The organism is Trichococcus sp. ES5 (assembly GCF_900067165.1).
In the GTDB taxonomy this organism is placed as follows: domain Bacteria; phylum Bacillota; class Bacilli; order Lactobacillales; family Aerococcaceae; genus Trichococcus; species Trichococcus flocculiformis.
The window spans coordinates 110,601-134,468 of record NZ_FJND01000005.1 but is presented as its reverse complement, the minus strand read 5'-3'; the positions used below and the strand labels follow the sequence as shown (position 1 = coordinate 134,468).

Sequence of the window (23,868 nt, the reverse complement as noted above, 5' to 3'; positions counted from 1 at the left end):
CCAAGAGTTCACATCGACGGGGAGGTTTGGCACCTCGATGTCGGCTCATCGCATCCTGGGGCTGTAGTCGGTCCCAAGGGTTGGGCTGTTCGCCCATTAAAGCGGTACGCGAGCTGGGTTCAGAACGTCGTGAGACAGTTCGGTCCCTATCCGTCGCGGGCGTTGGAAATTTGAGAGGAGCTGTCCTTAGTACGAGAGGACCGGGATGGACACACCGCTGGTGTACCAGTTGTTCTGCCAAGAGCATCGCTGGGTAGCTATGTGTGGACGGGATAAACGCTGAAAGCATCTAAGCGTGAAGCCCCCCTCAAGATGAGATTTCCCATCACTTTAAGTGAGTAAGACCCCTGAGAGATGATCAGGTAGATAGGTTGGGAGTGGAAGTACAGCGATGTATGGAGCGGACCAATACTAATCGGTCGAGGACTTAACCATTTTTTAAAAAGAAGAAAACTCAAGCGGTGTTTTCGGAATCCCTTTACTTTTGTAGATTCAGTTTTGAGAGAACAACGTTCTCTAATTAAAAATGTGCGGTGACGATGGCAAGAAGGTCACACCTGTTCCCATCTCGAACACAGAAGTTAAGCTTCTTAGCGCCGATTGTAGTGAAGGGTTTCCCTTTGTGAGACTAGGACGTTGCCGCGCAAATGAAAAGCAAGCATGCAGGATATTCCTGATGCTTGCTTTTTTTTGACATATAGGAATGTATAAATTTTTTTCAACTCAGAAGTGCATCACCGTAGGTGTTTCACAAGATTGCAGGATGTTTCATGCATCTAAAATGATGTCCAGCTTCACGGGTAAGCCCTTCGGAAATTAGATAAATCTGTCCTATTGCGCTCTTCGATGCTCAGTCGGACAGATTTCCTAAATTTCTTTCAGGGCTGAACGAACCCGTTCAGCTTTTCTTACGTTTTTTTGGGGATCACTCCCAGTTATTGATTTTGTTTCCCAAACAGCTGCACAGCATACAGAAATTCTCCGTCATAATGGACACCGATGCCTACCTCACGGAAATCGGGATGAATCATATTGGCGTAATGGCCTTCGCTTTCCATCCAACCTTTGAACAAAAATTCGGCCATACTTGCTTCGTCCTTGAAATAGGTCGCCATTGCCAGATTTTCTCCGACCGTTTGATAAGGGTACCAGTAATCATCGGTCTGGATGACCGTGTAAAAATCGGTTCCATCCGGACGGGTGTGCGAAAACGATGTCTGGGTTTCAATGGCCCGGCGATCAGCCGCCGCTTTAAGCGTTTCGTTCTTTGTAAGGAGAAGCAAGCCTTGCTCCAGACGAAGCTCATTCAGTAAAACCATGATTTTATCTTCCACAAGGGTATAGTCGATTTCTTCAGGTCGGGTGAAAGGCGCTATGAGCAGGTCAATGCCTTCAGGGCTTGTCAGCACTTGAATTTTCTCAGCCACATCCGTTTGTACTGCTTGCTCGAGAAACGGGAATTTTTCGTTCAAAATATTACGGTTTATTCCGTATCCTACCAACAAGGCTGCTATGCCAGTGAAAAGCAGGCCTCTAATGATTCGCATCCGCACCGTTCCTTTCAGATTTTCGGATAGTTTATTACTGGAAAAATATCCGGCAAATTCAAGTATGTTTCCATTATAGTCAATTCTCCGCACAATGTCCTGAAGAAAGTCTGGGATTCGTTTTTTGATTGATAATTTGCTAAAATGGGGGTAAGAATCGAAAGATGGAGATCTGTTGTGCGGATTGCGGGAGGGGGAATTCCTATGAATAAAAGGTTTGGATTGCTGCTTGTTGTCTGTGTCGGTGTTTTTGCTGCCTGTCAAAATGAATCTGAAACCGAAGATTCTTTGGTGAGCGAACAATCTTCGGTTTCTGCCGAAGCTGAGAAAAGTGTAACTAAAACGATCATTTTTTCAAGTGGTGTTGAGGATGGAATCACCAGAGGCGATAAATATAACTATTTTGCGTTAGAAGGCAATGCTGAAGGTTATGATCAAGTGACCACCATCATCGAAGGGACGGCTGTCGACTACCGCGAGACGAACAACGTATGGGAGTTCGATTATCCTTATCAAGGACCCAGTATTGAAACAGAAATCACCTTCACGACGGATACATCCGTCATATATGGCGATACTGGGATTAAACTGGCAGACCTTGCGCCTGAAAGTTATGTCACCATAACTTTCATACCTAATGAGAACCCAACGATAACTCCGCCTGCTTTTACGGTCAATGAGGGTGAAGCGCAAAACTTTTTGAGCGACGATTCCGGGATAAATGAGTTGGTGACGGTAACGGAAATCCGGGAAATAGATGCGCTGGAGGAACTCAACCCGCTTGGGGAAAAACTGTTGGAAGTAGAAGTGCAATACGTCAACAATGGCAGTGTCGATACCTACATCGCTCCCAACTATTTTTCGGCGCTTGATGCTGAGGGGAAAATTCTCCCTTTGCGCTACACCCATTTCTGGTTGCATACTGTCGCACCCGGGGAGTCCTTTACAGATAAGATTTATTTTGACATCACCAGTGAAGGGCCTTACGCGATTCAATTTTTTGATGGCGCTTGGATCGACAGCGAGGAAGTTGGCGAGACAGTCAATGATATCTAGCTGACTGAAGGATACCAAAAACTACGGTAAAACGTCCTATACAAGGAGACAGCCTTGTGCAGCTTAAGCTGTACAGGGCTGTTCTTACGTTTTCTGAGGTACGGCTGCAAAAATAGTGCGCTACTTTTAGGTACGGACAACCAAAACATCACACGGTGCATGACGGACCACGTAGTTAGAGACCGATCCAACAAAAGCCCTGGTGATCGCACCTTTGCCGGTCGCTCCGATGACGATAAGATCGATGTTGTATTCTTTCGGAAATGCTTCAGCGATGAGCGTCATTGGATTGCCGTTGGTTACAGACTTCTTGACTTCAATCCCTTCATTTAGGGCGAATGTCATCATTTCATCGAGGAATTCATATTCCATGTCCTTGTATGCTTCCGTCAATCTGGATTCATATTCAGGGCTAAGAGGAACATTTCTTGTGTCCTTAACGTAGATAAGGTGCAACGCGGCGTTATTACGTTTGGCAATGGCAACAGCTTTTTTGAACGAATCTTCTGACTGACCTGAACCGTCAACGGGAACCAAAATATTTTTGTATTCTGCTAACATTTCTACCCGCTCCTTTTTTGAATTTGTTCAGAAAACGCTTCCTATACTCATTTTACAACAACCCTGTTTGAAAAGGAAGCCGGGAAGCGGTGACAAAAATTAGAATTATTTGGCAGAACTGTTAATCGGAAATGAAGCATGCTAAAATGAATTAACGAAAAAGAAAGGGTTGAAGGCGGATATGACGGAAACGAACCATGAACAGGAGATCAGATATTGCAGGCAGACGAAGGTGATTCAGACACATCACGTCTTTCCGTTCGATTCAAACTACCACGGTACTTTGTTCGGAGGCAAACTGATGAGCATGATCGATGATTGTGCGGCAATTTCCGGAGAGCGTTTCGGTCGTACGACCAATGTGACCGCATCGGTGGACACATTGAACTTCATCAAGCCACTTCCTACTGGCCACTCGGTCTGCATCGATACGTTTGTTTCGGGAGCTGGGAAGACATCAATGGAAACCTTCACAAAAGTTACCGGAGAAAATCTTCGGACGGGTGAACGGTATTTGGCAGCGACTTGCTTTTTGACCTTTGTGGCGCTTCCTGATGGGAATGGGCAAAAGGTTTCTCTTCCGAAAATCGTACCGGAAACGGTCGAGGAAAAATTCATCAACAGCGGATATGAAGAAAGACGGAAAAAGCGAAGAGCCGATCTGGACTACCAAAAACAGCTACATGAACATCTCACGATAGAAATACCTTGGGCGGACTAGCACTTGTAGACAAAATAAGCGCGGCAAGCCTTGATTTGAAAAGCATGGAAAGAAATACATACAAATGATGGAGCAGGAGTGTGTCAACGTGTCGAAAACTAACGGAAAAGATTTATTGGGTCAGCCATTTTTGAATAAAGGGACCGCATTCACTTTGGAAGAACGAGCAACATTAGGGCTGGAAGGTTTATTGCCGACCGCAGTGCGTACCTTGGAAGAACAAGGGGAGATTGTCTATGCGCAACTGGGCCAACTGACTGATGCTTATTCCAAACAGAAGCATCTGATGAATATCTACGCCCAGAACCGCGTACTTTTTTACCATGTCATCGGGAAACACGTGACCGAGTTGTTGCCGGTCATCTATACGCCGACCATCGCCGACACAGTCATGAATTATTCGCGGGATTACCAAATTCCCCAGGATGCGGTCTACTTGGATGTGAATCGTCCGGAAGCGATCCGCACCGCTTTGCTGAACGGATGCAAAGGCATGGATAAAGAAATCAAAATGATGGTCATCACGGATGGCGAAGGGGTGCTGGGCATCGGCGATTGGGGCATCCAGGGCATCGCGATTTCGGTCGGAAAACTGGCCGTCTACACCGTCGCTTCGGGATTGAATCCGCAACAGGTGCTGCCGATTGTGATCGATGCGGGCACAAACAACGAGCAGCTGCTGGAGGATCCGTTCTATCTGGGCAACAAGCACAAACGTGTGAGCGGAGAGGCGTATTATCAATTCATCGAAAAGTTCGTTGAAGAGGCATCAGCGCTGTTCCCGGATGTGTTGTTCCACTGGGAAGACTTCGGCCGCGACAATGCCGCCAATATACTGGAGCAGTACCGCGATAAAATCTGTACGTTCAATGATGACATCCAGGGGACCGGCGTGATGATGGCGGCTGCGATGGATTCAGTGGTCCGGATCACCGATAAGCCGATCACGGAACACAAAATCCTTGTTTTCGGAGGCGGGACTGCCGGTGTCGGTGTATCCGACCAAATCCTCATGGAGATGGTGCTGCAAGGTGCCGACAGCCAGGAAGCCCGCAAACAGTTTTACATGGTCGACCGCTATGGGCTGGTCACTGATGACATGGCGGATCTTACGCCGGGTCAGCAAAAATATGCGCGCGCTGCGGCTGAGTTCTCCGCACCATTGAACGATTTGGCTGAAATCATCGAAGCGGTCAAACCGACCGTGCTGATCGGAACTTCAGGCCAAGCAGGTGCCTTTACGCAAGCGGTCGTCGAAAAAATGGCAGCATACAATGAACGTCCGGCCATCATGCCGATCTCGAATCCGACCAGCTTATGCGAAGCAAAGGCTTCGGATGTCATTGCTTGGTCCGAGGGGAGAGCGTTGGTCGTTACCGGCAGCCCATCCGATCCGATCGCATACAATGGCGTGGACTATAAAATCGGCCAGGCGAACAATGCCTTATTGTACCCAGGTTTAGGCTTCGGGATCGTCATCGCAAAAGCCAAGACAGTGACGGACAGAATGCTGTCCGCTGCCGCGCACGGCATCACTTCCCTACAGAACTTGGATGAAGCGGGAGCAGCGATTTTGCCGCCGGTTTCCCAGTTGCGCGAAGCCTCGAAATTGGTTGCGGCAGCCGTCATCCAAGCAGCTATCGAAGATGGAGTAAATGGTGTTGAAATAACGGATCCGATGGAAGCAGTCGAAGCTGCCATCTGGAAAGCGGAGTATTAGGACAAAAAGCACGTCCAAAAACGGAAGAGCCAACAGGAAGGAACGGGATGAATGGAATATAGGATTGAACATGACTCATTAGGGGAAGTAAAAGTTGCAGCGGATAAATTATGGGGTGCACAGACGCAACGCAGTCTGGAAAATTTCAAGATCGGAATCGAAAAAATTCCGATGGAAGTCATCTATGCATTGGTCGAAATCAAGCGTGCTGCCGCGGCATCAAACCACGAAGTCGGCTTGTTGGATGAGACCGTTACAAAAGGCATCCTTTTGGCGGCTGATGAAGTGCTTGAAGGCAAATGGGACGATCAATTTCCGTTATCCGTATGGCAGACCGGAAGCGGCACGCAATCCAATATGAATGTGAACGAAGTGCTGGCGAACCGAGGCAACCAGCTAGTTGACGGCGGCATCCACCCAAACGACCACGTGAACAAAGGACAGAGCTCCAATGATACATTCCCGGCTGCTATGCACATCGCCGGCGTGCTATACATAAAAAATAAACTGTACCCGGCAATTGAGCAGTTGATCGGCACGCTGACTCGTTTGGAGCAGGAAAATGCAGCGATCGTCAAATTGGGGCGTACCCATCTGCAGGATGCGACACCATTGACATTAGGCCAGGAAATCAGCGCATGGCGCGTCATGCTTGAAGAAACCATGTCCATGATCGAGGACTCCTTGAAATACATGCGCCAAGTAGCCTTAGGCGGCACAGCGGTCGGAACGGGGTTGAACGCGGATCCGATCTTCATCCAAAAAACGATCGAAAAGGTTGCGGAGCGCACGGGCGAGGCATTCGTTGGAGCAGAGAACAAATTCCATGCGCTGACCAGTAAGGATGCTTTTGTGCATACGCATGGGGCGGTTAAAGCGTTGGCGGCCAATTTCTACAAGATCGCAAATGATGTCCGTTGGCTGGCGAGCGGCCCGAGAAGCGGCATCGGCGAAATCAGCATCCCGATGAATGAGCCGGGAAGTTCGATCATGCCCGGAAAAGTCAATCCTACCCAATCCGAAGCGGTAACGATGGCCTGCATCCAAGTGATGGGCAACGACAGCGCCATCGGCTTTGCGGCTTCGCAAGGTTCGTTCCAGCTGAATACTTATTTGCCGCTCATCGTGAACAGCTTCATGCAGTCTGTCCGCCTGCTTGCGGATGCACTGATCAGTTTTGATGAAAACTGCGCGAGCGGAATCAAGGCGGAACAGGATAAAATCAACCATAACCTGACCAATTCCTTGATGCTGGTGACTGCTTTGAACCCGTACATCGGTTATGAGAAAGCAGCCAAGATCGCCCAGAAGGCTTTTGTGGACGGCACTTCCTTGAAAGAGGCGGCTGTCGCGATGGGGCATGTCACTGCTGAAGAGTTCGATCAGTACGTGGATCCGATGAAGATGGTTTAATTTTTTCGGCGAAGTGCGGATCGGCAGGCAAGTCCAGTCGATCCGCCTTTGTTGTCTATTGTTTTGAAACAGGTCAAACACAGGAGGCCCTAAATATGGATATAACCTTAGAATTGATGAAGCACAGCATTTTGGAAGGCGAGCGGATCCTGCTGCGTCCGGTCGGTTTGGCGGATGCTCCAGATATGTACGAGTATGCTTCCGATGAGGAAACGACCCGTTTTGTCTTCGAAACGCATCGTGAGCGGACGATGACGGAAGAAGCCATCGCGAATTACTTTCTGGCGGCGCCGGCGGGAAAGTATGCGATTGTAGTGCAGGACACCAAAAAGATGATCGGGACGATCGATATCCGTCCGAATCCGACTGACCGTATCGCGGAAATAGGCTATATCTTGAACAAGAATTACGGCGGGAACGGCTACATGACGGAAGCAGGCAAGCTCATCACGGCTTTGGCTTTTGAAGTTTTGGAACTGGAAAAAGTCTTTGCGATGCATGACACGCTTAACCCGGCTTCGGGAGAAGTGATGAAGCGGATCGGAATGCATCCGGAAGGCGTATTGCGCAGACATAAAGTCTTCAAAGGGCGCAGCTGCGATGTGGCTTATTACGGAATTTTGAAGGAGGAGTATTTTCAGCAAGCATGAGAAGACTGAACCGTAAAAAAGCATTGCTATTTCGGAGTTTTTTTCATACAATAGGTAGTGATTGAGCGTAAGGAACAGTAGATGGATGATGGGCAAAGAGAGTCTTTCCTAGGCTGGAAGAGGGACCCCCACTGATCCGTTGAACCTACCTGACAGTAATGCCATAGAAATATGGCCGGTTTTCTGCCGTTACCAGATGTTGAGTTGGGCTTTCGCCAATATTGAAAGCCAATGAAGGTGGTACCGCGGAAATACATCAGGAAAGTATATTTCGTCCTTGTTAAGGATGGATTATGCTTATTTTTTTGCAATCAAATAGAAAAAATATTTTAAAATCAGGAGGAAAAACATGAGTAATTTACAAAAAGAAGATTTTTCAGCATGGTATATCCAAACCATCAAACAAGCTGATTTGATGGATTATTCACCTGTACGCGGCTGCATCATTTTTAAACCGGACAGCTATGAAATCTGGGAACATATCCAGGAAGAATTCAACGCTCGTTTCAAAGAGGAAGGTATCCGCAACGCCTACTTCCCGATGCTGATCCCGGAATCATTCTTCACAAAAGAAAAAGACCATATCGAAGGCTTCAGCCCGGAATTGCCATGGGTAACGGAAGCTGCCGGCGAAAAATTGGAAGAGCGTTTGGCGTTGCGTCCAACATCGGAAACGATGATCGGTACGGCTTTCGGTGACTGGATCAATTCTTACCGCGATCTGCCGATGGAAATCAACCAATGGGCAAACGTGTTCCGTTGGGAAAAGAAAACATTGCCGTTCTTGCGTACTTCCGAGTTCCTTTGGCAAGAAGGCCACACTGCCCATTCCGATGAAGAAGATGCGCGCCGTCGCACCATGCGGATGCTGCAAGTCTACAAAGAAGTCATCGAAGGTTTGTTGGCAGTTCCTGTCTACGAAGGTCAAAAAACGCCTTCAGAACGTTTCGCAGGTGCGGTGGATACTTACTCCGTAGAAGCGATGATGAAAGACGGAAAAGCAGTTCAGGCTGGTACTTCCCACTACATGGGCACGAAATTCGCGGAAGCATTCGACATCAAATACTTGAACCGCGATAACGAGCACGTTTATGCGCATACTACTTCTTGGGGTGTCTCCACACGTTTGATCGGTGCAATGATCATGGTCCACGGCGATGAACAAGGATTGGTGTTACCTCCTAAAGTCGCAGCGAAACAAGTTGTCCTGATGCCGGTTGGCCCATGGAAGAAGAAACCTGAAATCGTGGAACGTCTGGAAGTATTGCAAACAGAATTGAAGTCGGCTGGTATCCGCGTATTATTGGACGACAGCGACAACTCGCCTGGATTCAAATTCAACGAGTGGGAACTGAAGGGCGTACCGATGCGCATCGAATTCGGACCGCGCGATATGGAAAACAACCAAGTCATGGTGAAAATGCGTGACCTTTCTGACAAAGTGGCTGTATCCTTGGATGAAATCATGGACTTCGTGCCGAAAGCATTGGACGAAATGCAAGTCCGTCTGTTGGAAACGGCCCGCGAAAACCGCAAAGCCAATGAATACACCAACATCGATACATTGGATGAACTGAAAGCACATATCGAAGCGAAGAAAGCAGCAGGCGAAGTGCCTGGTTTCGTATTGGCAGGATGGGACGGCGAGCTTGAAACGGAAGCGAAAATCAAGGAAGAAACTGGCTTCACGACCCGCAACATGCCTTTCAACCCACCAGTCGAAAAAACAACCTGTATCGTATCAGGCAAGCCAGCCAAACACACAGTCTGGTTAGCAAGAGCATATTAAGAGAATGAAGGATGCACTGTGGTCGCAAGCTCCCAAGTGTATCATGGCTCTAAGCGATTGAAATCGCAAGAGCCATGACAAATCCCTGGTAGAAATCGAGCACTAAGAGGATATTACGAGAACGGCCGTTTTTTAGCCGTGACGTAATATCAGCTTAGGCGGAGATTCCTGGGATTCAGAACGCGTTTACAATAGGATACGATGAATTGCGTTTAGAACGGAATCACTGGAGCACCCAAGGATAAAATCTGTGTTTTTCAGATTTAATACTTGGGTGTGAAGTGGATGTCCGTTCTGCAATTCAGAGTTCAACTTAGAGCGTGATGATTCGCGTTTACAAAAGGATACGATGAATCCCGCACCAAAAAACAGGACCCACTCCATCAATTCGGAGTGAGTCCTGTTTTTTAGTAGGCATTACTTTTTATCTGCATCCTCTGGGTGCAGGTGCACGACGTTCTTCCCGCCCAAAATGTTTTTCACATCAGTCCGGCGTTTATCTTTTTTGGCTTCCACCAATTTCTTAGGTGTAATGTCATTTCCTTTGGGATCGACAACTTTTGAATTCAAAAGAATGTCGTCAAAAGAACTGCGGAAAGAGCGGAGATACTGTTGACGTAATTCCTTTTGCTCAATTTTTTCGGTTTCGGTCAGGCCATCCGCCGTTTTGGCTTTGCGGGCCAATTCATTGATTCTGTTCAATAGTTTTTCCATATATGTTTCTCCTCTCATGTGGAAGGAGATATCAGAAGTGTTTGTTGTACCAAGCTTTCGCTGCAACAACCTCTTCATTCGTCAGTGAGTGTCCAGCGTTTCCCCAATAAATGGCTACCTCACTGCCGGCTCCTTCTAGTGTCGCCTTCAATTCCATGCTTTCTTCCGGTGCGCAAAGCGGATCGTTTGTGCCTGCACCGATAAAGACAGGAAGGGAATGCAGATCAGGCAATTGACGATTGCGGAAAGGAACCATCGGATGATGAAGGATGGCTCCTTTGACCGCATCTTTGAAAGAGTATATCATACTCCCGGCGATATTTGCACCATTTGAGTATCCGATCGCTACGATGTTATTCCGGTCAAACCCATATTCTGCAGATGCATCATCCAAGAACGCAATCAATTCCTTTGTGCGGTATTCCAGGTCATTTTCGTCGAATACACCTTCTGCCAAACGACGGAAATAACGGTTCATTCCGGATTCGGTCACGTTTCCGCGCACGCCCAGCAAGGAAGCTTCCGGATCGATCGCCTCTCCTAAGAAAAACAGGTCGTGTTCGGTTCCGCCTGTGCCATGCAATAACAGCAGCAAAGGCCTTTCCGGATTCCCTTGTTTGAAAATATGTTGATGATTCATCTAAATCAATCCTCTCTGTTTATACGTTGCGGACTTCGAATGGGATGAGCCCTGCCGTCAAGGCCTCACGTCTGCTTTCGTACTGCGGCGGCAGCATCAATTTCTGGCCCATTGTTTCGCGGGGCTCATCAATAGCGAATCCCGGCGAGTCCGAAGCAATCTCGAATAGGATGCCGCCTTTTTCCCTGAAGTAAAGGGCTTTGAAATAATTGCGGTCCCGGACAGGAGTGGCATGTTGTCCTAGGGCGGTGACATGCTTCAGCCAATCGAGATGATCCGCTTCATCTTTTGCCCGCCATGCGATATGATGGACGGTTCCGACGCCCATGACACCAGCACCGACGGAGGTCATTTTAATGTCGACGGTATTGCCGAGAGCAGCTTCGGAACGGAAACGGATCAGGTCATCCTCCTGGGCGATACGCTCCAAGCCCATCACTTTTTCGACGACAGCCGCAGTGTCCTCGGGCGCTCCCGTCAACAGGACGGCTCCCGCAAAGCCTTTGATGGCATGTTCAGAGGGAACGCCGTTGAAGGAATAAGGGTTGATTTTTCCGTCTTCACGTTCCACCAATTCCAGATGCAGACCATGCGGATCATCAAAGTCCAGATACGTTTCCCCGAAACGGGTCGATTTATCGAACGGAATATTGTAATCGGCCAGGCGTTTTTCCCAGAATGACACGGATCCGGCGGGAACTGCATAAACGGTGATGCCGACCTGGCCATCGCCGATGCTGCCTTGGCGGGATTTGGCCCACGGGAAGAATGTGATGACGGTCCCGGGATCGCCGTCCGCGTTGCCGAAGTAAAGATGATAAGTTTCCGGATCATCGAAGTTGACAGTCTGTTTGATCATGCGCATTCCGAGCACGCCTGCATAAAAGTCGACGTTTTCCTGTGGATGACCCACGATGGCTGTAATATGATGGATTCCTGCTGTTTTCTTCATTATGAAAGACACTCCTTTTGGATAATTTTGGGTTCATTAAATTTATTATCTCGAATTCGAAATAATAATAGCACGAGAAAATCATGCTGTCAAATAGTAAGTGTAAAGCAGTCAGTAAATAAAAAGTTAAGATAGAAGTAAAATTTACCGCGGGGCATATGCTATAATTAAACCTACAACAACAGAGGAATGAGGGGTAAATTTGCAGGATAGCAGCATCGACCAAGTCATACGGGATTTTGTCAGTAAAGGCATTGCGGCCCATCGCATCCATAGCCTGGATGAGCGATACACCATCAATCATTTATTGGGTTTATTAGAGATAGACGTTTATGATGTTCAAAAAATACCTTCCATTCCTTTGCCCAATTTGCTGGACTCACTGGATCGGATGGTCGGCTATGCGGTTGAAAAACATCTGATTACCGATGTTCCCGAAGAAATCGAAATCATGGAAGCGCATATAATGGAACTGATCACACCTTTGCCTTCCGAGGTAAATAAGCGTTTTTGGATGCATTATGAAGAAGCACCGATGCGGGCAACCGATGAGTTCTATCGTTTGAGTCAGGATAATGACTACATTAAAACTAGGAAAATCGCAAGAAACAAACATTTTTCGTTCGATTCCAAGTACGGAAAACTAGAAATCACGATAAACCTATCCAAACCCGAAAAAACGCGCCAACATATGGAAGCGGCGCGACAATCAGAAAGCGGTAACTATCCTATTTGTGCGCTTTGTATGGAAAACGAAGGATACAGAGGGAGAGCCGATGCGGCAGCGAGAAGCAATCATCGGATTGTGCGCCTTCCTTTATTCGGAGAAAACTGGGGCTTTCAATATTCGCCTTATTCCTACTATAACGAACACTGCATCATCCTTTCCGAAGAACACGTACCCATGCATGTCAATGAAGGGACGATTGCAAATCTGTTGGAAATTGTTACGATCTTTCCGCACTATTTCATCGGTTCCAACGCAGGCTTGCCTATAGTCGGAGGTTCTATCCTCAGTCATGAACATTATCAAGGCGGGCGCCATTCTTTCCCGATGGAAGCTGCCAAAGTACTCCGGACCTTGACACTGGGAGGTTTCCCGGAAGTCGAAGCGGAAATACTCTATTGGCCACTCTCTGTTATTCGTCTCCGTTCGAATAACAGGAATGAGGTTGCTGCAGCTGCATGTACCATTATGGAAGAATGGCAACAATACAGCGATCCGCAAGTAGAAATTTTGGCGGAATCTTCAGGCGGACTGCATAATGCGGTAACGCTCATTGCACGCCGGGTCAAAGAAGCCTATGAATTGGATGTTGTATTACGGAATAACCGGACAACCGAATCGTTCCCTGACGGCATCTTCCACCCACATCCGGATGTCCAACACATTAAAAAAGAAAACATCGGCTTGATTGAAGTGCTCGGCCTGGCCATTCTGCCGCCGAGATTGGAAACAGAACTCAGTGAAGTAGCCGATTATCTGCTGGGGAAAACCGCTGCTGTTGCATCTTACCATCGGGAGTGGGCCGAAGAACTGAAGCAACAAGGACCTTTCGAAGCGGAATCCATCATGGAAATGATCCATGAGGCAGTCGGCGAAAAATTTCTGCGCGTAATCGAGGATGCGGGTGTGTATAAACAAACACCGGAAGGACAAGCTGCCTTCGATCGCTTTTTGAGCACGTTTGAAAATCAAGAATGAAAATGCATAGAAGAACCATGGAGGTGAAGTAGGATGGCGACCATGAAGGATATCGCCGAAATGGCAGGAGTTTCGACTGCAACAGTTTCTCGCGTGCTGAACCACGATGAGACGCTTTCTGTCGGAAAGGAAACGAAAGATCGGATCTTCGCAGCTGCAAAAGAGCTGAATTATATTAAAGCGAAAAAAAAGAAAAGCAGAGAAAAGATTCTACTGCTGCAATGGTACACTCAAGAGGAAGAGTTAGATGACCTCTATTATCAAGGCATCCGTCTAGGAGCCGAGGAGCGGGCCGAAGCTGAAGGTTATGATGTCGTACGCGTTTTCCATGATGTGACCTTCGACATCGAAAAGGACGTCATCGGCATCGTGGCGATCGGAAAATTTGGGGAACAGCAGGTGCAGAGGCTGATGGATTTCGGGAAACCTTTGTGCTTCATCGACTCGGATCAGTTCAAGTGGAAACAGGATTGCGTTATTGTGGATTTTGCATCCGCGATGGAACAAGTCATTGCCGAAATGGACAGAGGCGGTCATACCCAAATCGGTTTTTTGGAGGGCAAGGAACTGACGAACGACAAAGAAATGCTGGTCCGTGATCTGCGGTCTGAACTCTTTCTTGCTGAACTGCGCAAGCGGGGCTGGTACCGGGATAAGTATCATCGTAGCGGAAGCTTCAGTACTTCTTCGGGATACGAGATGATGAATCAGCTGCTTAACGACAATGGGAAACAACTTCCGACTTTCTTGTTTGCCGAAAATGATGCGATTGCCATAGGAGCCTTACGTGCGCTTCAAGAAGCTGATATTGCGGTGCCGGATCAAATTTCGGTAGTCGGATTCAACGACAGCAAGGTTGCCAAATACGTTTACCCACCGTTGTCGAGCATCCGAATCGACACGCGTGAGATGGGCAGAACAGGTGTATCCTTATTGCTTGACCGCATCGCCTATCCACGCAAAATATCCAAAAAAATCAGCTTATCCACCGAATGGATTAAGCGTGCATCGACAAAGTGATTCCACCAATCAATGGTGAATCACTTTGAAATCAAAACCACCCGTGTGAACGGGTGGTTTGCTCTGCGGCTGAAAGCCTTTGTTACTAACCAACCCCTAAAGGGGCTCTGAATGGTTCGCCAATTGTACTACTACCACGGGCTAGACCTAAAGGTCTGGCTCTTATTTTTTCTTTTTACTCTTACGAACTTCTTCGCCTGTAAATGGATCCGTGTACTCTAATAGGCTTAATTGTTCTGCGACTATATCATCTTGAATTTGGTTGCGTATATATTCTTGAATTGCCTTCTTGTTTCTCCCAACCGTATCAACATAATATCCTGTGCACCAGAATTTGCGATTTCCATATCGATATTTTAGGTTGGAGTGCCTATCAAATATCATAAGGCTACTTTTCCCTTTAAGATAGCCCACGAACGAGGATACGCTTATCTTAGGTGGTATGCTTACCAACATGTGTATATGATCCACACAAGCAGTGGCTTCGATTATTTCTACACCTTTTCTTTCGCATAACTGCCTTAGTATGACCCCTATATCTTGTTTAATCTTTCCGTAAATTGCTTGCCTCCGGTATTTGGGTGCAAACACAATGTGATACTTACAATTCCAAGTGGTATGTGCTAAACTATTTTTGTCTTGAGACATATGAAAAATCCTCCTGAGTCATGAATATTGGTTGGCGAACCAAATATATTCTAGCACTTAGTGAGGATTTTTTTAATACACCGCTGGAAGCTCTCCGGAACCATGGGCCTAGCCCATGGTTTTCTTTTATCCAACAAAAAGAATAAGCCGCCCCAACAAACCGTTAGAGGTTGTTGGGGCGGCTTATAATCTTATTCTTTCAAAAATGAGTCTTATTTTTTCCAATCATCGATTTTATCATTTGCCTTATCTGCTAAATCATCGGCTTTATCATGGAGATCTTCTTTGATTTCACCTTTTTTTTGTATTGCTTCGCCGCGTGCTTGCTGGAGTTTACCTTCCAATTCTTTGCTTGAGTCATCCACCAAGTCGCCGTATTCTTCTTTAACTTTGCCGACAACTTTGTCCTTCATACCTTTTGCTTTATCGCCCAAATTTGAATTCATGATGTTTCCTCCTTTTTGATGTCACACTTATTGGCTTTACTTACTATAACCTATTTTAACTTATCTGGTATCAAAATCAAGCAATAGCACTTGAACCGGATTGCTACATCCCCCGTCATTCGGAAAGAATTCGGCAGGACACATACTTTTTATCGTCCTGTTAAAATGCTATACTGGATGAGCAGATTAATTAGTCAAAGGAGGCTATCTAGATGAAAACATTAGCCATTGAATCCTCAAACCAGACCATGAGTGCGGCTGTATGCGAAAATGGCCGCTTGCTCGCAGAAGTCACCACCAACGGAAATCTTCAGCACAGTACCCAATTGATGCCAGCAGTGGATCGTGTCATAAAACTTGCCGGATGGAAACCTGCCGATTTGGAATGCATCGCAGTCGCTAAGGGGCCGGGCTCCTACACAGGAGTCAGGATCGGAGCGACCATCGCGAAAACTTTGGCATGGACGTTAGCGATTCCTTTAGTGCCGATCTCCAGCCTGAAGGTTATCGCCGGCAATTGCGAAGGGGCTGCGCACAAGCTTGTTCCTATGATTGACGCGCGCAGAGGGAACTGTTACACAGCTGTTTATCAATTCGAGGACAATTTGTTGGTGGAACGGATTGCCGACACACATATAGCCAGCGAAGAGTGGTTCCAGCGCTTGTTGGCGGAAGAAGGCACTTATCTGTTCGTGGGAGAGGATGTCAGCAAATACCGCGAACGCATCGGTGAATTATTCAAGGAACGCGCACTATTTGCTGGAGAATCACAGGCTTTACCGCGCGCGAGCGTGCTGGCCACACTTTCGGAATCCGCGACCGCGGAGGATCCGCACACCTTTGTGCCGTCCTACTTAAAAAACCCGGAAGCTGAAGAAAAATGGGAACAACAGCATCTTAGTAATCGGAGGGAAGACTACGTTGAGAGAGTGGATTCATCGATTTAAATCCATGTATAAGGAAATCCGATTGGATGTTCTGGCCAAAATCCATTCAAAGCGCGTTCTCTCCAATGAGAAAACCTATCTGCTGCGTAACCAGCTTCCCGTCAGATTGATGGTCGGCGAAAAACAGCACATTCCCGATATTCTTTATATCGAGCGGATGAGCTACGATGGCGCAACACCCTGGGGAAGGACGGCCTTGGAAAATGATATGCTGTACAACCCGAAGTCGCTTTATTACGTTTTGTATGAAGGCCGTATGCCTATCGGTTTTTTGGGTGCAAGATTGGATGGGAAAGATATCCATATAACGAATTTGGCGGTAGTGCCCGAATTTCAGCAGATTGGCGCGGCAACGTTGTTGTTGCGCGTGTTGAGAAGCTTTGCGGAAGAAAAAAGCGCCACAAGCATCAGCTTGGAAGTGCGGATTTCAAACCATCGGGCGAAGGCTTTATACACGAAAATGGGTTTTCTGCCGGAGCAGATCAAGCAGCATTATTATCACGGTGATGGCGAAGACGCTTTGGATATGGTATGGCCTTTGTCAGGAAAACAATCGGAAGAAAAGGAAGATGTTCATGCAACGCACGTTTGAAATATGCGACCTGAAGACGGACGCAGGCAAATTGGACCAACATGCACAGACTTTGTACGAACTTACAATGCTGGCCAACGAGGGGCATTCCAGTTGGAAAGTATCCTCATTCCTGTCTGAATTGAAGGACAATCATTCCATTTATGTAGGCTATATGGAGGAAAACAAGTTGGTGGGCTATATTTGTTGCATGGCGGTTGTAGATGAGGCATCAATCAACAATTTTGCGGTAGCTCCTGATCATCAGGCGAAAGGAATCGGAACAAAATTGTTGCAGGAAATGATTGTCTTGCTGAGAAAAAGAGGCATGGAGCGGCTTTGGCTCGAAGTCCGTGTTTCTAATGAAGCTGCCTATAACCTGTATAAAAAAATAGGCTTTACGGAAATATTCCGAAGAAAAGAGTATTATCATAATCCGATCGAGGATGCCTACATCATGGAATTGGCGCTGACATCGGAAAAACAAGAGGAGGCGGAAGGCTGATGACGCAAACAGATGTGACCATACTCGCGATTGAGAGCAGTTGCGATGAAACGAGTGTAGCTGTGGTGAAAAACGGAAATACGGTCCTTTCGAATGTTGTCGCTTCCCAGATCAAAAGCCATATGCGTTTTGGCGGGGTCGTCCCGGAAGTGGCGAGCCGTCATCATGTCGAGCAGATCACTCAAATCGTGGAAGCGGCATTAAATGAAGCGCAGGTAACTTTCGATGCCATCGATGCAGTTGCTGTGACGCATGGCCCGGGTTTGGTAGGGTCGTTGTTGATCGGTGTCAGTGCGGCGAAAGCTCTTGCTTTTGCCCATCAGAAACCGCTCATTCCGGTCAATCATATGGCCGGCCATATCTATGCGAACCAGTTGGTGACGCCGATGCGCTACCCATTGCTATCGTTGGTTGTCAGCGGAGGGCACACGGAATTGGTGTATATGGAAAAGGACGGATCTTTCGATATCATCGGCGAAACGCGGGATGATGCCGCGGGGGAAGCTTACGACAAAATCGGACGCATTTTGGGCTTGCCTTATCCTGGTGGAAAGAAAATGGATGAAATGGCTCATGAAGGTAAGGAAACGATGCATTTTCCGCGCGCTATGATCAAAGAAGACAATTACGATTTCAGCTTCAGCGGATTGAAAAGTTCCGTCATCAATACTGTCCACAATGCACGCCAAAAAGGGGATGACATCAATCCCTATGATTTGGCCGCCAGTTTCCAGGCAAGTGTCGTGGAGGTTCTGGTGCATAAGACGTTGCGCGCGGCCAAGGAAAAGAACATTAAGCAGCTGCTGTTGGCCGGCGGAGTCGCCGCCAACAGAGGCTTGCGTGAAGCTTTGTCGGCAAAAATGGCACTGGAGCTTCCGGAAGTCGAGGTCGTCATTCCGCCGTTGTCGCTGTGCGGGGATAATGCGGCGATGATCGGAGCTGCGGCTTACACCGAATACCGACAAAAACATTTTGCCGGATACGATCTGAATGCACATCCGGGCTTGGTTTTAGGCGAATAATAAAAGAGAACGCTGGCCGACATAGTCGGCCAGCGTTCTCTTTTTTTGTCGTTATTAGCCAATCAATGCTCTGCAGTAATCGGCATCGAGATCCGAAAAATCGGTGACGATGACGGAAGCCAACGAAAGATCCTGGGGAGGGAACTCGAGATTTCGGAAACCGATGCATTTGCAGCCGGCTGCATGTGCAGAGGCAACTCCGTTTTTGGAGTCCTCAATGACAACGCAGTTCTCCGGTTTGGCATTCAAGTTTTCTGCAGCATCCAGGAAGATATCGGGCGCGGGCTTGGAATGCGCAACGCTTTCCCCCGAAACAAAATAGCTGAAATATTTTTCGATGTCCAATGCTTTTACAGCCTTATGGATATCCGTCAAAGGAGAAGAGGAGGCGATTGCCAAAGGAACACCGGCTTCATGCAGACGTGCAATGAAGGGAATCACACCCGGTATCGGCTGCAGGCCGTCTTCATCCATCAGGCGATTGCGGATGACGTTCGCTCGTTCCACCAATTCTCCTACCGGGGCATCCAGATTGAATTCATTTTTCATTGTTTCCCACATGTATTCGTGCGTGGTCCCTTGGTAGCGGAAATGATACTCCAACTCGGTGTCCACTCCGAATTCCTTCAATAGCATACTTTCTGATCGCAAAAAGTATGGTTCCGTATCGATGATGACACCATCCATATCAAATAAAACGGCTTCCAACATATTCGTACCTCCATATTCCTATTATGCGTACTTGTTCCAGTGCAACTTAGCAAAAGTTCCGGCATTCCTCAACTAAGACAGGAAACGCTTATCGGCTTCACTATTCACTCAGTTCCTCGAGAGCGGTTGTCTGATCTTCCCAATCCTGCATCAGCTCGTCCTGCCGTGCCTGTAGGGCGAGCAACTGCTGGTTGAACTGTTGGACTTTTTCATGGTCACCGTAGACTTCCGGTTCGGTCAATTGCAGCTCGATCGCAGCGATGGCCTCCTCGACGGTCGCCAATTCATCCTCCAAAGCCTCCACCTGCCGTGCCAGTTTTCTTTCCAATTTCAGTTTTTCCTTGGAAGAAACGTAATCCCCTTTGGCTTTCGAAAGAGGCTCAACGGCAGTGTTTGTTTCCGTGGCGTTTTCGGCCTGCTGCAGAGCTGCCAACGCCGCTTCTTGCTGTTTCTTTTCAATATAGTAATCGTAGTCCCCGAGGTATAATTTACTGCCCTCAGCGGAAAGTTCGACAATGCTTGTCGCAATCCGGTTGATGAAATAGCGGTCGTGGGATACGAAAAGCAGGGTGCCGTCATAATCGATCAAGGCATTTTCAAGCACTTCCTTGCTGTCGATGTCCAAATGGTTTGTGGGTTCATCGAGGACAAGGAAATTTTTTTGGTCCAGTGCCAGCTTGCAGAGCGAAAGCCTTGCCTTCTCGCCGCCGCTCAATGCCGGAATCGTTTTTTCGACATCGGCGCCGGAGAACAGGAAGCTCCCCAGGATACTGCGCACATCTTTTTCGTTCAGCGTGGGGTGAAGATCCCAGATTTCGGCGAGAACGCTCTTGTTTTTGGAAAGGTTGCCTAATTCCTGGTCATAATAACCGAGATCGACATTGGCGCCGAGCTGGACTCTGCCTTTCAAAAGTGGAATCTCGGAAATGATCGACTTCAGCAAAGTGGACTTGCCGATCCCGTTCGGCCCGACGATCGCAATCGCCTGCTGTTTGCGGATATCGAGATTGATCGGATCAGCCAAGATCTTATCGGCATAGCCGACAGCCCCGTTTTCCAGCGTCAAGACGACATTTCCGCTTTCTTTTGCGATATCGAAAGAGAAGCGAGCGGAACGCTCATCGCCTTTCGGTCTGTCCATCCGCTCCATTTTTTCCAGACGTTTGCGGCGGCTTTGCGCCATTTTGGTCGTGGAAGCGCGCGCCAGATTGCGGGCGACATAATCCTCCAGTTTGGATATTTCATCCTGTTGCTTCTCGTAAGCCTTCAATTCCTGCTCCAGGCGGGCGGCTTTCTCGGTCAGATAATAGGAGTAGTTGCCTTTGTAGTGCTGGATCTTGTGGCGGCTGATTTCATACACCTCCGTGGCGACTTTGTCCAGGAAGTATCGGTCATGGGAAACGATCAAAAGCGAACCGTTGTAACCGATCAGATAATTTTCCAGCCAAGCCAGCGTATCGATGTCCAGATGGTTGGTGGGCTCATCCAAAATGAGCAGGTCGTTCTTTTCAAGCAGGATTTTGGCCAAGGCAAGCCTGGTTTTCTGGCCGCCTGACAATTGGGAAATCGGACGATCGTAATCTCCTTCGTAGAACTGGAATCCGTGAAGCACCGAACGGATCTCGGATTCATAGCCGTACGCGTTCTTTTCGTGCAAAGTATGCTGGAGCTGGTCATAGCGTTCCAGAGCTTTTTGGTAGGCTTCTTCATCCTCGAGCAAGTCCGGATCCCCCAAAGCGACGGCGGCTTGTTCAGCTTCCTTACTTAATTGGATGAGCGGGGCAAAAATGGTCAACATTTCCTGCCAAATCGTGTTGGATGAATCGACCGCGCTATGCTGATCCAGGTAGCCGATCGTTACGTCCTTGCTCTTTGAAACAGAGCCGGCATCCGTTGCTTCGATGCCTGCCAAAATCTTCAGCAAGGTCGATTTGCCGGCTCCGTTTCGGCCGACGAGTGCAATACGCGAATGGTCTTGAACAGTAATTTGAATATTGTCGAATAAGACGCTAGCCCCAAAAAGGCGCGCCAAATTTTGTCCTTGCAGTAAAATCATATGTAGTGTCCTCTTTCTAAGCAAATGCTGGCATTTATCCCTTCCATTTTATCACAGCATGCAATGATTCGATAGGGACAAGCAAAGTTATTGCTATATTCACGTATTTGTACATGTGAAAAAATGTTGGCGACTCCGCTTACATTTGTTACAGTATTTCACATGTTGTTCAAAAAAGGCTTCACAATCAAGTCCGATTTCGAACAAATTAGTAGATTTTTCACAATCAGGTGATATAATAGGCAGTATGAAATGAAAGCTTAAGTATGTGAACATACTTTTTAAAGTTTGTCGGAATCGCACAAACACTATGGGTTACGAAATGAAAGAGGAAAGAAGAGGAGAAAAAATGTCGACGAATGATATTCCAAAAGCTACGGCAAGGAGGTTGCCGATTTACCACCGCTATTTGCGCTTTTTGCATAATGCTGGTAAAAAACGTGTTTCATCCACTGAGCTCAGTGAAGCAGTAAAAGTGGATAGTGCTACTATCCGTAGGGATTTTTCATATTTTGGCGCACTGGGTAAAAGAGGATACGGCTATGATGTCGAGTATTTGTTGGATTTCTTCAGCAAAACCTTGAATCAGGACCGTTTGACGAACGTTGCTTTGATCGGTGTGGGTAATTTGGGTCATGCCTTGTTGAACTACAACTTCCACGTAAGCAACAATGTGCGCATCAGTGCAGCATTTGATGTCAATGAAGGCATTGTTGGTAAAATCCTCAGTGGTGTACCGGTGTACCCCATGACGGATATGGTGGAGCAGTTGCGTATCCAACAGATTGATGTAGCCATTCTGACCGTTCCCCAAGAAGTTGCGCAGGATGCAACGAACCGTTTGACCGAAGCGGGCGTTCGCGGCATCATGAACTTTACCCCGATCCGTCTTTCCGTTCCGGAAAATGTCCGCGTTCAGAATGTGGATTTGACGAATGAATTGCAGACGTTGATTTATTTCTTGGACAATGATATCGGCTGAGCAAAGTCGGCAGTTGATGATAAGAAAACGCAAAAAGAAGGATGAGGCCGCCTCATCCTTCTTTTTTTCCTAGTTTTTATCGATGCTGTCTTTGATTTTCAAGTAGGCGTTGAACATGCGAACGCCTTTTACGACATCACTTGTTGCGAACAGCACGCTGATGATGGCCATGAATCCCCACCCCGCAGTATTCACTGCGTCGACTGCCAGCGAAATGAAGAGGATTGCAAAAACAAAACGGATGATTACTTGAATTAATAGATTTTTTAAAGTCATGTTATTCCTTTCTTTTTCCTAAATAGCGGACTTCACGTGCCTTACGAAATGAGTTGGGAGAGAATCGGCAAAGCGGATACGGCATTCATCAACGCATGCGCAATCATCGGAGTGGCTATGTTTCTTGTTCTGTAATAAAGGAAAGAAAACCATAGTCCCAAAGAGCCATAAACCAAATAGTGCCCATCATTATGCGCAATCGCAAAAAGCAAAGCACTGATAGTGGCTGCGCCGACGATCCCGATTGCATCAACCAGATGTGTGACAATCGCTTTACGGAATACAAATTCCTCCATCACAGGTGCAAAGATGATAATGTTAAAAATAAAGAATGGATAGCGGTTTGTCAAGTCCAGCAATACTTCCGTATTTTCGGAAATCACGGGCATCTTGAACAAAAGATACTCCACGTTCATCGCGACGATCTGAATCAGGATAGCTCCCAAGAAGCCAAATATTCCGATCGCGAGCGTTTTTCCGATTGGGGCGGCTGGTTGCTCTGTAAGGCTGTTTTGTGGTGTCCATTTTTTTCTGCTATTCCATGCTACCATAAGGACAGTCCCTAGGAAAGCGAAGAATAGCGAGAGATTCATAGCCGCTGCGATACGATCCGCTTCCGGAATGAAAAAAAGTATAACGACCGGCAGAAGCTGAGAAGCGAGATAGATGAGAATGATCTGTATGGCTAACGTTGACCTGGAACGTATTTTTTTATTCATATAATAGTACCTTTCTGAGAGAACTGACGTCTTACGCTTGATAAACAGTATAGCATAATAGCGTAAAAAAATAGAATCAGAAAAAATCGGCTTCCCTCTTGCAAATTAATTGGAGATTGATTAATATAGAAATGTAACTTAGCACTCTGAGTTGATGAGTGCTAAAATGAACTTATTTTTGGAGGGATCATCTTGTTAAAACCATTAGGAAACCGTGTTATTGTAGAAGTTGCCAAAGAAGAGGAAAAATCTGTAGGCGGCATCGTTTTACCGTCGTCCGCTAAAGAAAAATCCCAAACCGGTACCGTTATTGCTGTAGGAGCAGGCCGCGTGACGGATAACGGCGTAACCATCGAAATGACCGTAAAGGCGGGGGATACTGTCCTTTTCGAAAAGTATGCAGGCACAGAAGTCAAATATGCAGGCACAGAATACTTAGTGATCAAAGAAAGCGACATCGTAGCAATCCTGGACTAAAAATAAAATTCATGAGGTGA

The 23,868-nt window shown here is 47.2% G+C and carries 25 protein-coding genes, 1 rRNA gene and 2 other annotated features (1 of these 28 cut by a window edge); of the genes, 15 read left to right on the top strand and 11 right to left on the bottom strand.

What is annotated here, in order from left to right:
• Window positions 1–141 (top strand) — a sequence feature (23S ribosomal RNA rRNA prediction is too short); it begins 11 nt to the left of the window's first position.
• Between the two features lie 19 nt (window positions 142–160).
• Window positions 161–423 (top strand) — a sequence feature (23S ribosomal RNA rRNA prediction is too short).
• A 106-nt stretch (window positions 424–529) separates the two neighbouring features.
• A 5S ribosomal RNA gene (rrf, locus tag TES5_RS06360) occupies window positions 530–645 on the top strand.
• 290 nt (window positions 646–935) lie between these two features.
• On the opposite strand, the gene TES5_RS06355 is transcribed toward rrf, so the two are convergent.
• Window positions 936–1,547 (bottom strand): CAP domain-containing protein, encoded by a 612-nt coding sequence (locus TES5_RS06355; protein WP_068561018.1) that lies wholly within the window; start codon window positions 1,545–1,547, stop codon window positions 936–938.
• 204 nt (window positions 1,548–1,751) lie between these two features.
• On the opposite strand from TES5_RS06355, the gene TES5_RS06350 reads away from it, so the two are divergent.
• Window positions 1,752–2,603 carry a DUF4352 domain-containing protein gene (locus tag TES5_RS06350; RefSeq protein ID WP_068561017.1) on the top strand — a complete coding sequence of 284 codons (852 nt, stop codon included), beginning with the start codon at window positions 1,752–1,754 and terminating at the stop codon, window positions 2,601–2,603.
• Between the two features lie 126 nt (window positions 2,604–2,729).
• Here the strand turns inward: TES5_RS06350 and TES5_RS06345 are convergent, their stop codons facing one another.
• Entirely contained in the window at window positions 2,730–3,164 is a 435-nt protein-coding gene (locus TES5_RS06345) for a universal stress protein (RefSeq protein WP_068561016.1), read from the bottom strand.
• Between the two features lie 181 nt (window positions 3,165–3,345).
• On the opposite strand from TES5_RS06345, the gene TES5_RS06340 reads away from it, so the two are divergent.
• The 5 genes from TES5_RS06340 (at window position 3,346) to proS (ending at window position 9,457) form a co-directional block, all read left to right on the top strand.
• Window positions 3,346–3,885, top strand: a complete 540-nt coding sequence (locus tag TES5_RS06340) for an acyl-CoA thioesterase (protein WP_068561015.1) — start codon at window positions 3,346–3,348, stop codon at window positions 3,883–3,885.
• Between the two features lie 88 nt (window positions 3,886–3,973).
• Window positions 3,974–5,605: an NAD-dependent malic enzyme gene (locus TES5_RS06335; protein ID WP_068561014.1), complete on the top strand. Its 1,632-nt coding sequence runs from the start codon at window positions 3,974–3,976 to the stop codon at window positions 5,603–5,605.
• A 51-nt stretch (window positions 5,606–5,656) separates the two neighbouring features.
• On the top strand, window positions 5,657–7,018 hold the full coding sequence (gene fumC / locus TES5_RS06330) for a class II fumarate hydratase (protein WP_068561013.1): 1,362 nt from the start codon (window positions 5,657–5,659) through the stop codon (window positions 7,016–7,018).
• Between the two features lie 95 nt (window positions 7,019–7,113).
• Window positions 7,114–7,668, top strand: a complete 555-nt coding sequence (locus TES5_RS06325; RefSeq protein WP_068561012.1) for a GNAT family N-acetyltransferase — start codon at window positions 7,114–7,116, stop codon at window positions 7,666–7,668.
• A 349-nt stretch (window positions 7,669–8,017) separates the two neighbouring features.
• Window positions 8,018–9,457 carry a proline--tRNA ligase gene (proS, locus tag TES5_RS06320; RefSeq protein ID WP_068561011.1) on the top strand — a complete coding sequence of 480 codons (1,440 nt, stop codon included), beginning with the start codon at window positions 8,018–8,020 and terminating at the stop codon, window positions 9,455–9,457.
• A 417-nt stretch (window positions 9,458–9,874) separates the two neighbouring features.
• Here proS and TES5_RS06315 read toward each other — a convergent pair whose 3' ends face one another.
• From TES5_RS06315 to TES5_RS06305, 3 genes are read right to left on the bottom strand one after another with little or no spacing between them, the layout of a single operon-like run.
• A complete protein-coding gene (locus TES5_RS06315) occupies window positions 9,875–10,171 on the bottom strand; it encodes a DUF896 domain-containing protein (RefSeq protein ID WP_083546446.1) in 297 nt (98 codons plus the stop codon).
• 31 nt (window positions 10,172–10,202) lie between these two features.
• Window positions 10,203–10,811 (bottom strand): alpha/beta hydrolase, encoded by a 609-nt coding sequence (locus TES5_RS06310; protein WP_068561010.1) that lies wholly within the window; start codon window positions 10,809–10,811, stop codon window positions 10,203–10,205.
• A 19-nt stretch (window positions 10,812–10,830) separates the two neighbouring features.
• Window positions 10,831–11,763, bottom strand: a complete 933-nt coding sequence (locus TES5_RS06305) for a ring-cleaving dioxygenase (protein WP_198143299.1) — start codon at window positions 11,761–11,763, stop codon at window positions 10,831–10,833.
• A 202-nt stretch (window positions 11,764–11,965) separates the two neighbouring features.
• Between TES5_RS06305 and galT the strand changes: the two genes are divergently transcribed.
• Both galT and TES5_RS06295 read left to right on the top strand, forming a co-directional pair.
• Window positions 11,966–13,468 carry a UDP-glucose--hexose-1-phosphate uridylyltransferase gene (galT, locus tag TES5_RS06300; RefSeq protein WP_068561009.1) on the top strand — a complete coding sequence of 501 codons (1,503 nt, stop codon included), beginning with the start codon at window positions 11,966–11,968 and terminating at the stop codon, window positions 13,466–13,468.
• A gap of 33 nt (window positions 13,469–13,501) precedes the next feature.
• Window positions 13,502–14,488: a LacI family DNA-binding transcriptional regulator gene (locus tag TES5_RS06295; RefSeq protein ID WP_068561008.1), complete on the top strand. Its 987-nt coding sequence runs from the start codon at window positions 13,502–13,504 to the stop codon at window positions 14,486–14,488.
• A gap of 162 nt (window positions 14,489–14,650) precedes the next feature.
• On the opposite strand, the gene tnpA is transcribed toward TES5_RS06295, so the two are convergent.
• Both tnpA and TES5_RS06285 read right to left on the bottom strand, forming a co-directional pair.
• The gene (gene tnpA / locus TES5_RS06290; protein ID WP_068561007.1) at window positions 14,651–15,136 is read right to left on the bottom strand and encodes an IS200/IS605 family transposase; all 486 of its coding nucleotides are present in this window, start codon (window positions 15,134–15,136) and stop codon (window positions 14,651–14,653) included.
• A gap of 212 nt (window positions 15,137–15,348) precedes the next feature.
• Window positions 15,349–15,582, bottom strand: a complete 234-nt coding sequence (locus TES5_RS06285; RefSeq protein WP_068561006.1) for a CsbD family protein — start codon at window positions 15,580–15,582, stop codon at window positions 15,349–15,351.
• A 212-nt stretch (window positions 15,583–15,794) separates the two neighbouring features.
• Here TES5_RS06285 and tsaB point away from each other — a divergent pair, with 212 nt between their 5' ends.
• From tsaB to tsaD, 4 genes are read left to right on the top strand one after another with little or no spacing between them, the layout of a single operon-like run.
• Window positions 15,795–16,529: a tRNA (adenosine(37)-N6)-threonylcarbamoyltransferase complex dimerization subunit type 1 TsaB gene (gene tsaB / locus TES5_RS06280; RefSeq protein WP_068561005.1), complete on the top strand. Its 735-nt coding sequence runs from the start codon at window positions 15,795–15,797 to the stop codon at window positions 16,527–16,529.
• Window positions 16,504–17,121: a ribosomal protein S18-alanine N-acetyltransferase gene (gene rimI, locus TES5_RS06275; RefSeq protein WP_157080389.1), complete on the top strand. Its 618-nt coding sequence runs from the start codon at window positions 16,504–16,506 to the stop codon at window positions 17,119–17,121. The genes tsaB and rimI (TES5_RS06275) overlap by 26 nt, the downstream gene beginning before the upstream one ends.
• A complete protein-coding gene (gene rimI, locus TES5_RS06270; protein WP_068561003.1) occupies window positions 17,105–17,605 on the top strand; it encodes a ribosomal protein S18-alanine N-acetyltransferase in 501 nt (166 codons plus the stop codon). Before rimI (TES5_RS06275) ends, rimI (TES5_RS06270) begins: the two co-directional genes overlap by 17 nt.
• On the top strand, window positions 17,605–18,627 hold the full coding sequence (gene tsaD, locus TES5_RS06265; RefSeq protein ID WP_068561002.1) for a tRNA (adenosine(37)-N6)-threonylcarbamoyltransferase complex transferase subunit TsaD: 1,023 nt from the start codon (window positions 17,605–17,607) through the stop codon (window positions 18,625–18,627). The genes rimI (TES5_RS06270) and tsaD overlap by 1 nt, the downstream gene beginning before the upstream one ends.
• Window positions 18,628–18,681: 54 nt before the next feature.
• Here tsaD and TES5_RS06260 read toward each other — a convergent pair whose 3' ends face one another.
• Both TES5_RS06260 and TES5_RS06255 read right to left on the bottom strand, forming a co-directional pair.
• Window positions 18,682–19,338: an HAD family hydrolase gene (locus TES5_RS06260; protein WP_068561001.1), complete on the bottom strand. Its 657-nt coding sequence runs from the start codon at window positions 19,336–19,338 to the stop codon at window positions 18,682–18,684.
• A gap of 100 nt (window positions 19,339–19,438) precedes the next feature.
• Window positions 19,439–21,394: an ABC-F family ATP-binding cassette domain-containing protein gene (locus TES5_RS06255; protein WP_068561000.1), complete on the bottom strand. Its 1,956-nt coding sequence runs from the start codon at window positions 21,392–21,394 to the stop codon at window positions 19,439–19,441.
• A 349-nt stretch (window positions 21,395–21,743) separates the two neighbouring features.
• Between TES5_RS06255 and TES5_RS06250 the strand changes: the two genes are divergently transcribed.
• Window positions 21,744–22,376 carry a redox-sensing transcriptional repressor Rex gene (locus TES5_RS06250; protein WP_068560999.1) on the top strand — a complete coding sequence of 211 codons (633 nt, stop codon included), beginning with the start codon at window positions 21,744–21,746 and terminating at the stop codon, window positions 22,374–22,376.
• 69 nt (window positions 22,377–22,445) lie between these two features.
• On the opposite strand, the gene TES5_RS06245 is transcribed toward TES5_RS06250, so the two are convergent.
• Entirely contained in the window at window positions 22,446–22,652 is a 207-nt protein-coding gene (locus TES5_RS06245) for a DUF4305 domain-containing protein (protein ID WP_068560998.1), read from the bottom strand.
• A 41-nt stretch (window positions 22,653–22,693) separates the two neighbouring features.
• Entirely contained in the window at window positions 22,694–23,371 is a 678-nt protein-coding gene (locus TES5_RS06240; RefSeq protein ID WP_068560997.1) for a CPBP family intramembrane glutamic endopeptidase, read from the bottom strand.
• A 192-nt stretch (window positions 23,372–23,563) separates the two neighbouring features.
• Between TES5_RS06240 and groES the strand changes: the two genes are divergently transcribed.
• Window positions 23,564–23,848: a co-chaperone GroES gene (gene groES, locus TES5_RS06235; protein WP_068560996.1), complete on the top strand. Its 285-nt coding sequence runs from the start codon at window positions 23,564–23,566 to the stop codon at window positions 23,846–23,848.
• Window positions 23,849–23,868 lie beyond the last annotated feature (20 nt).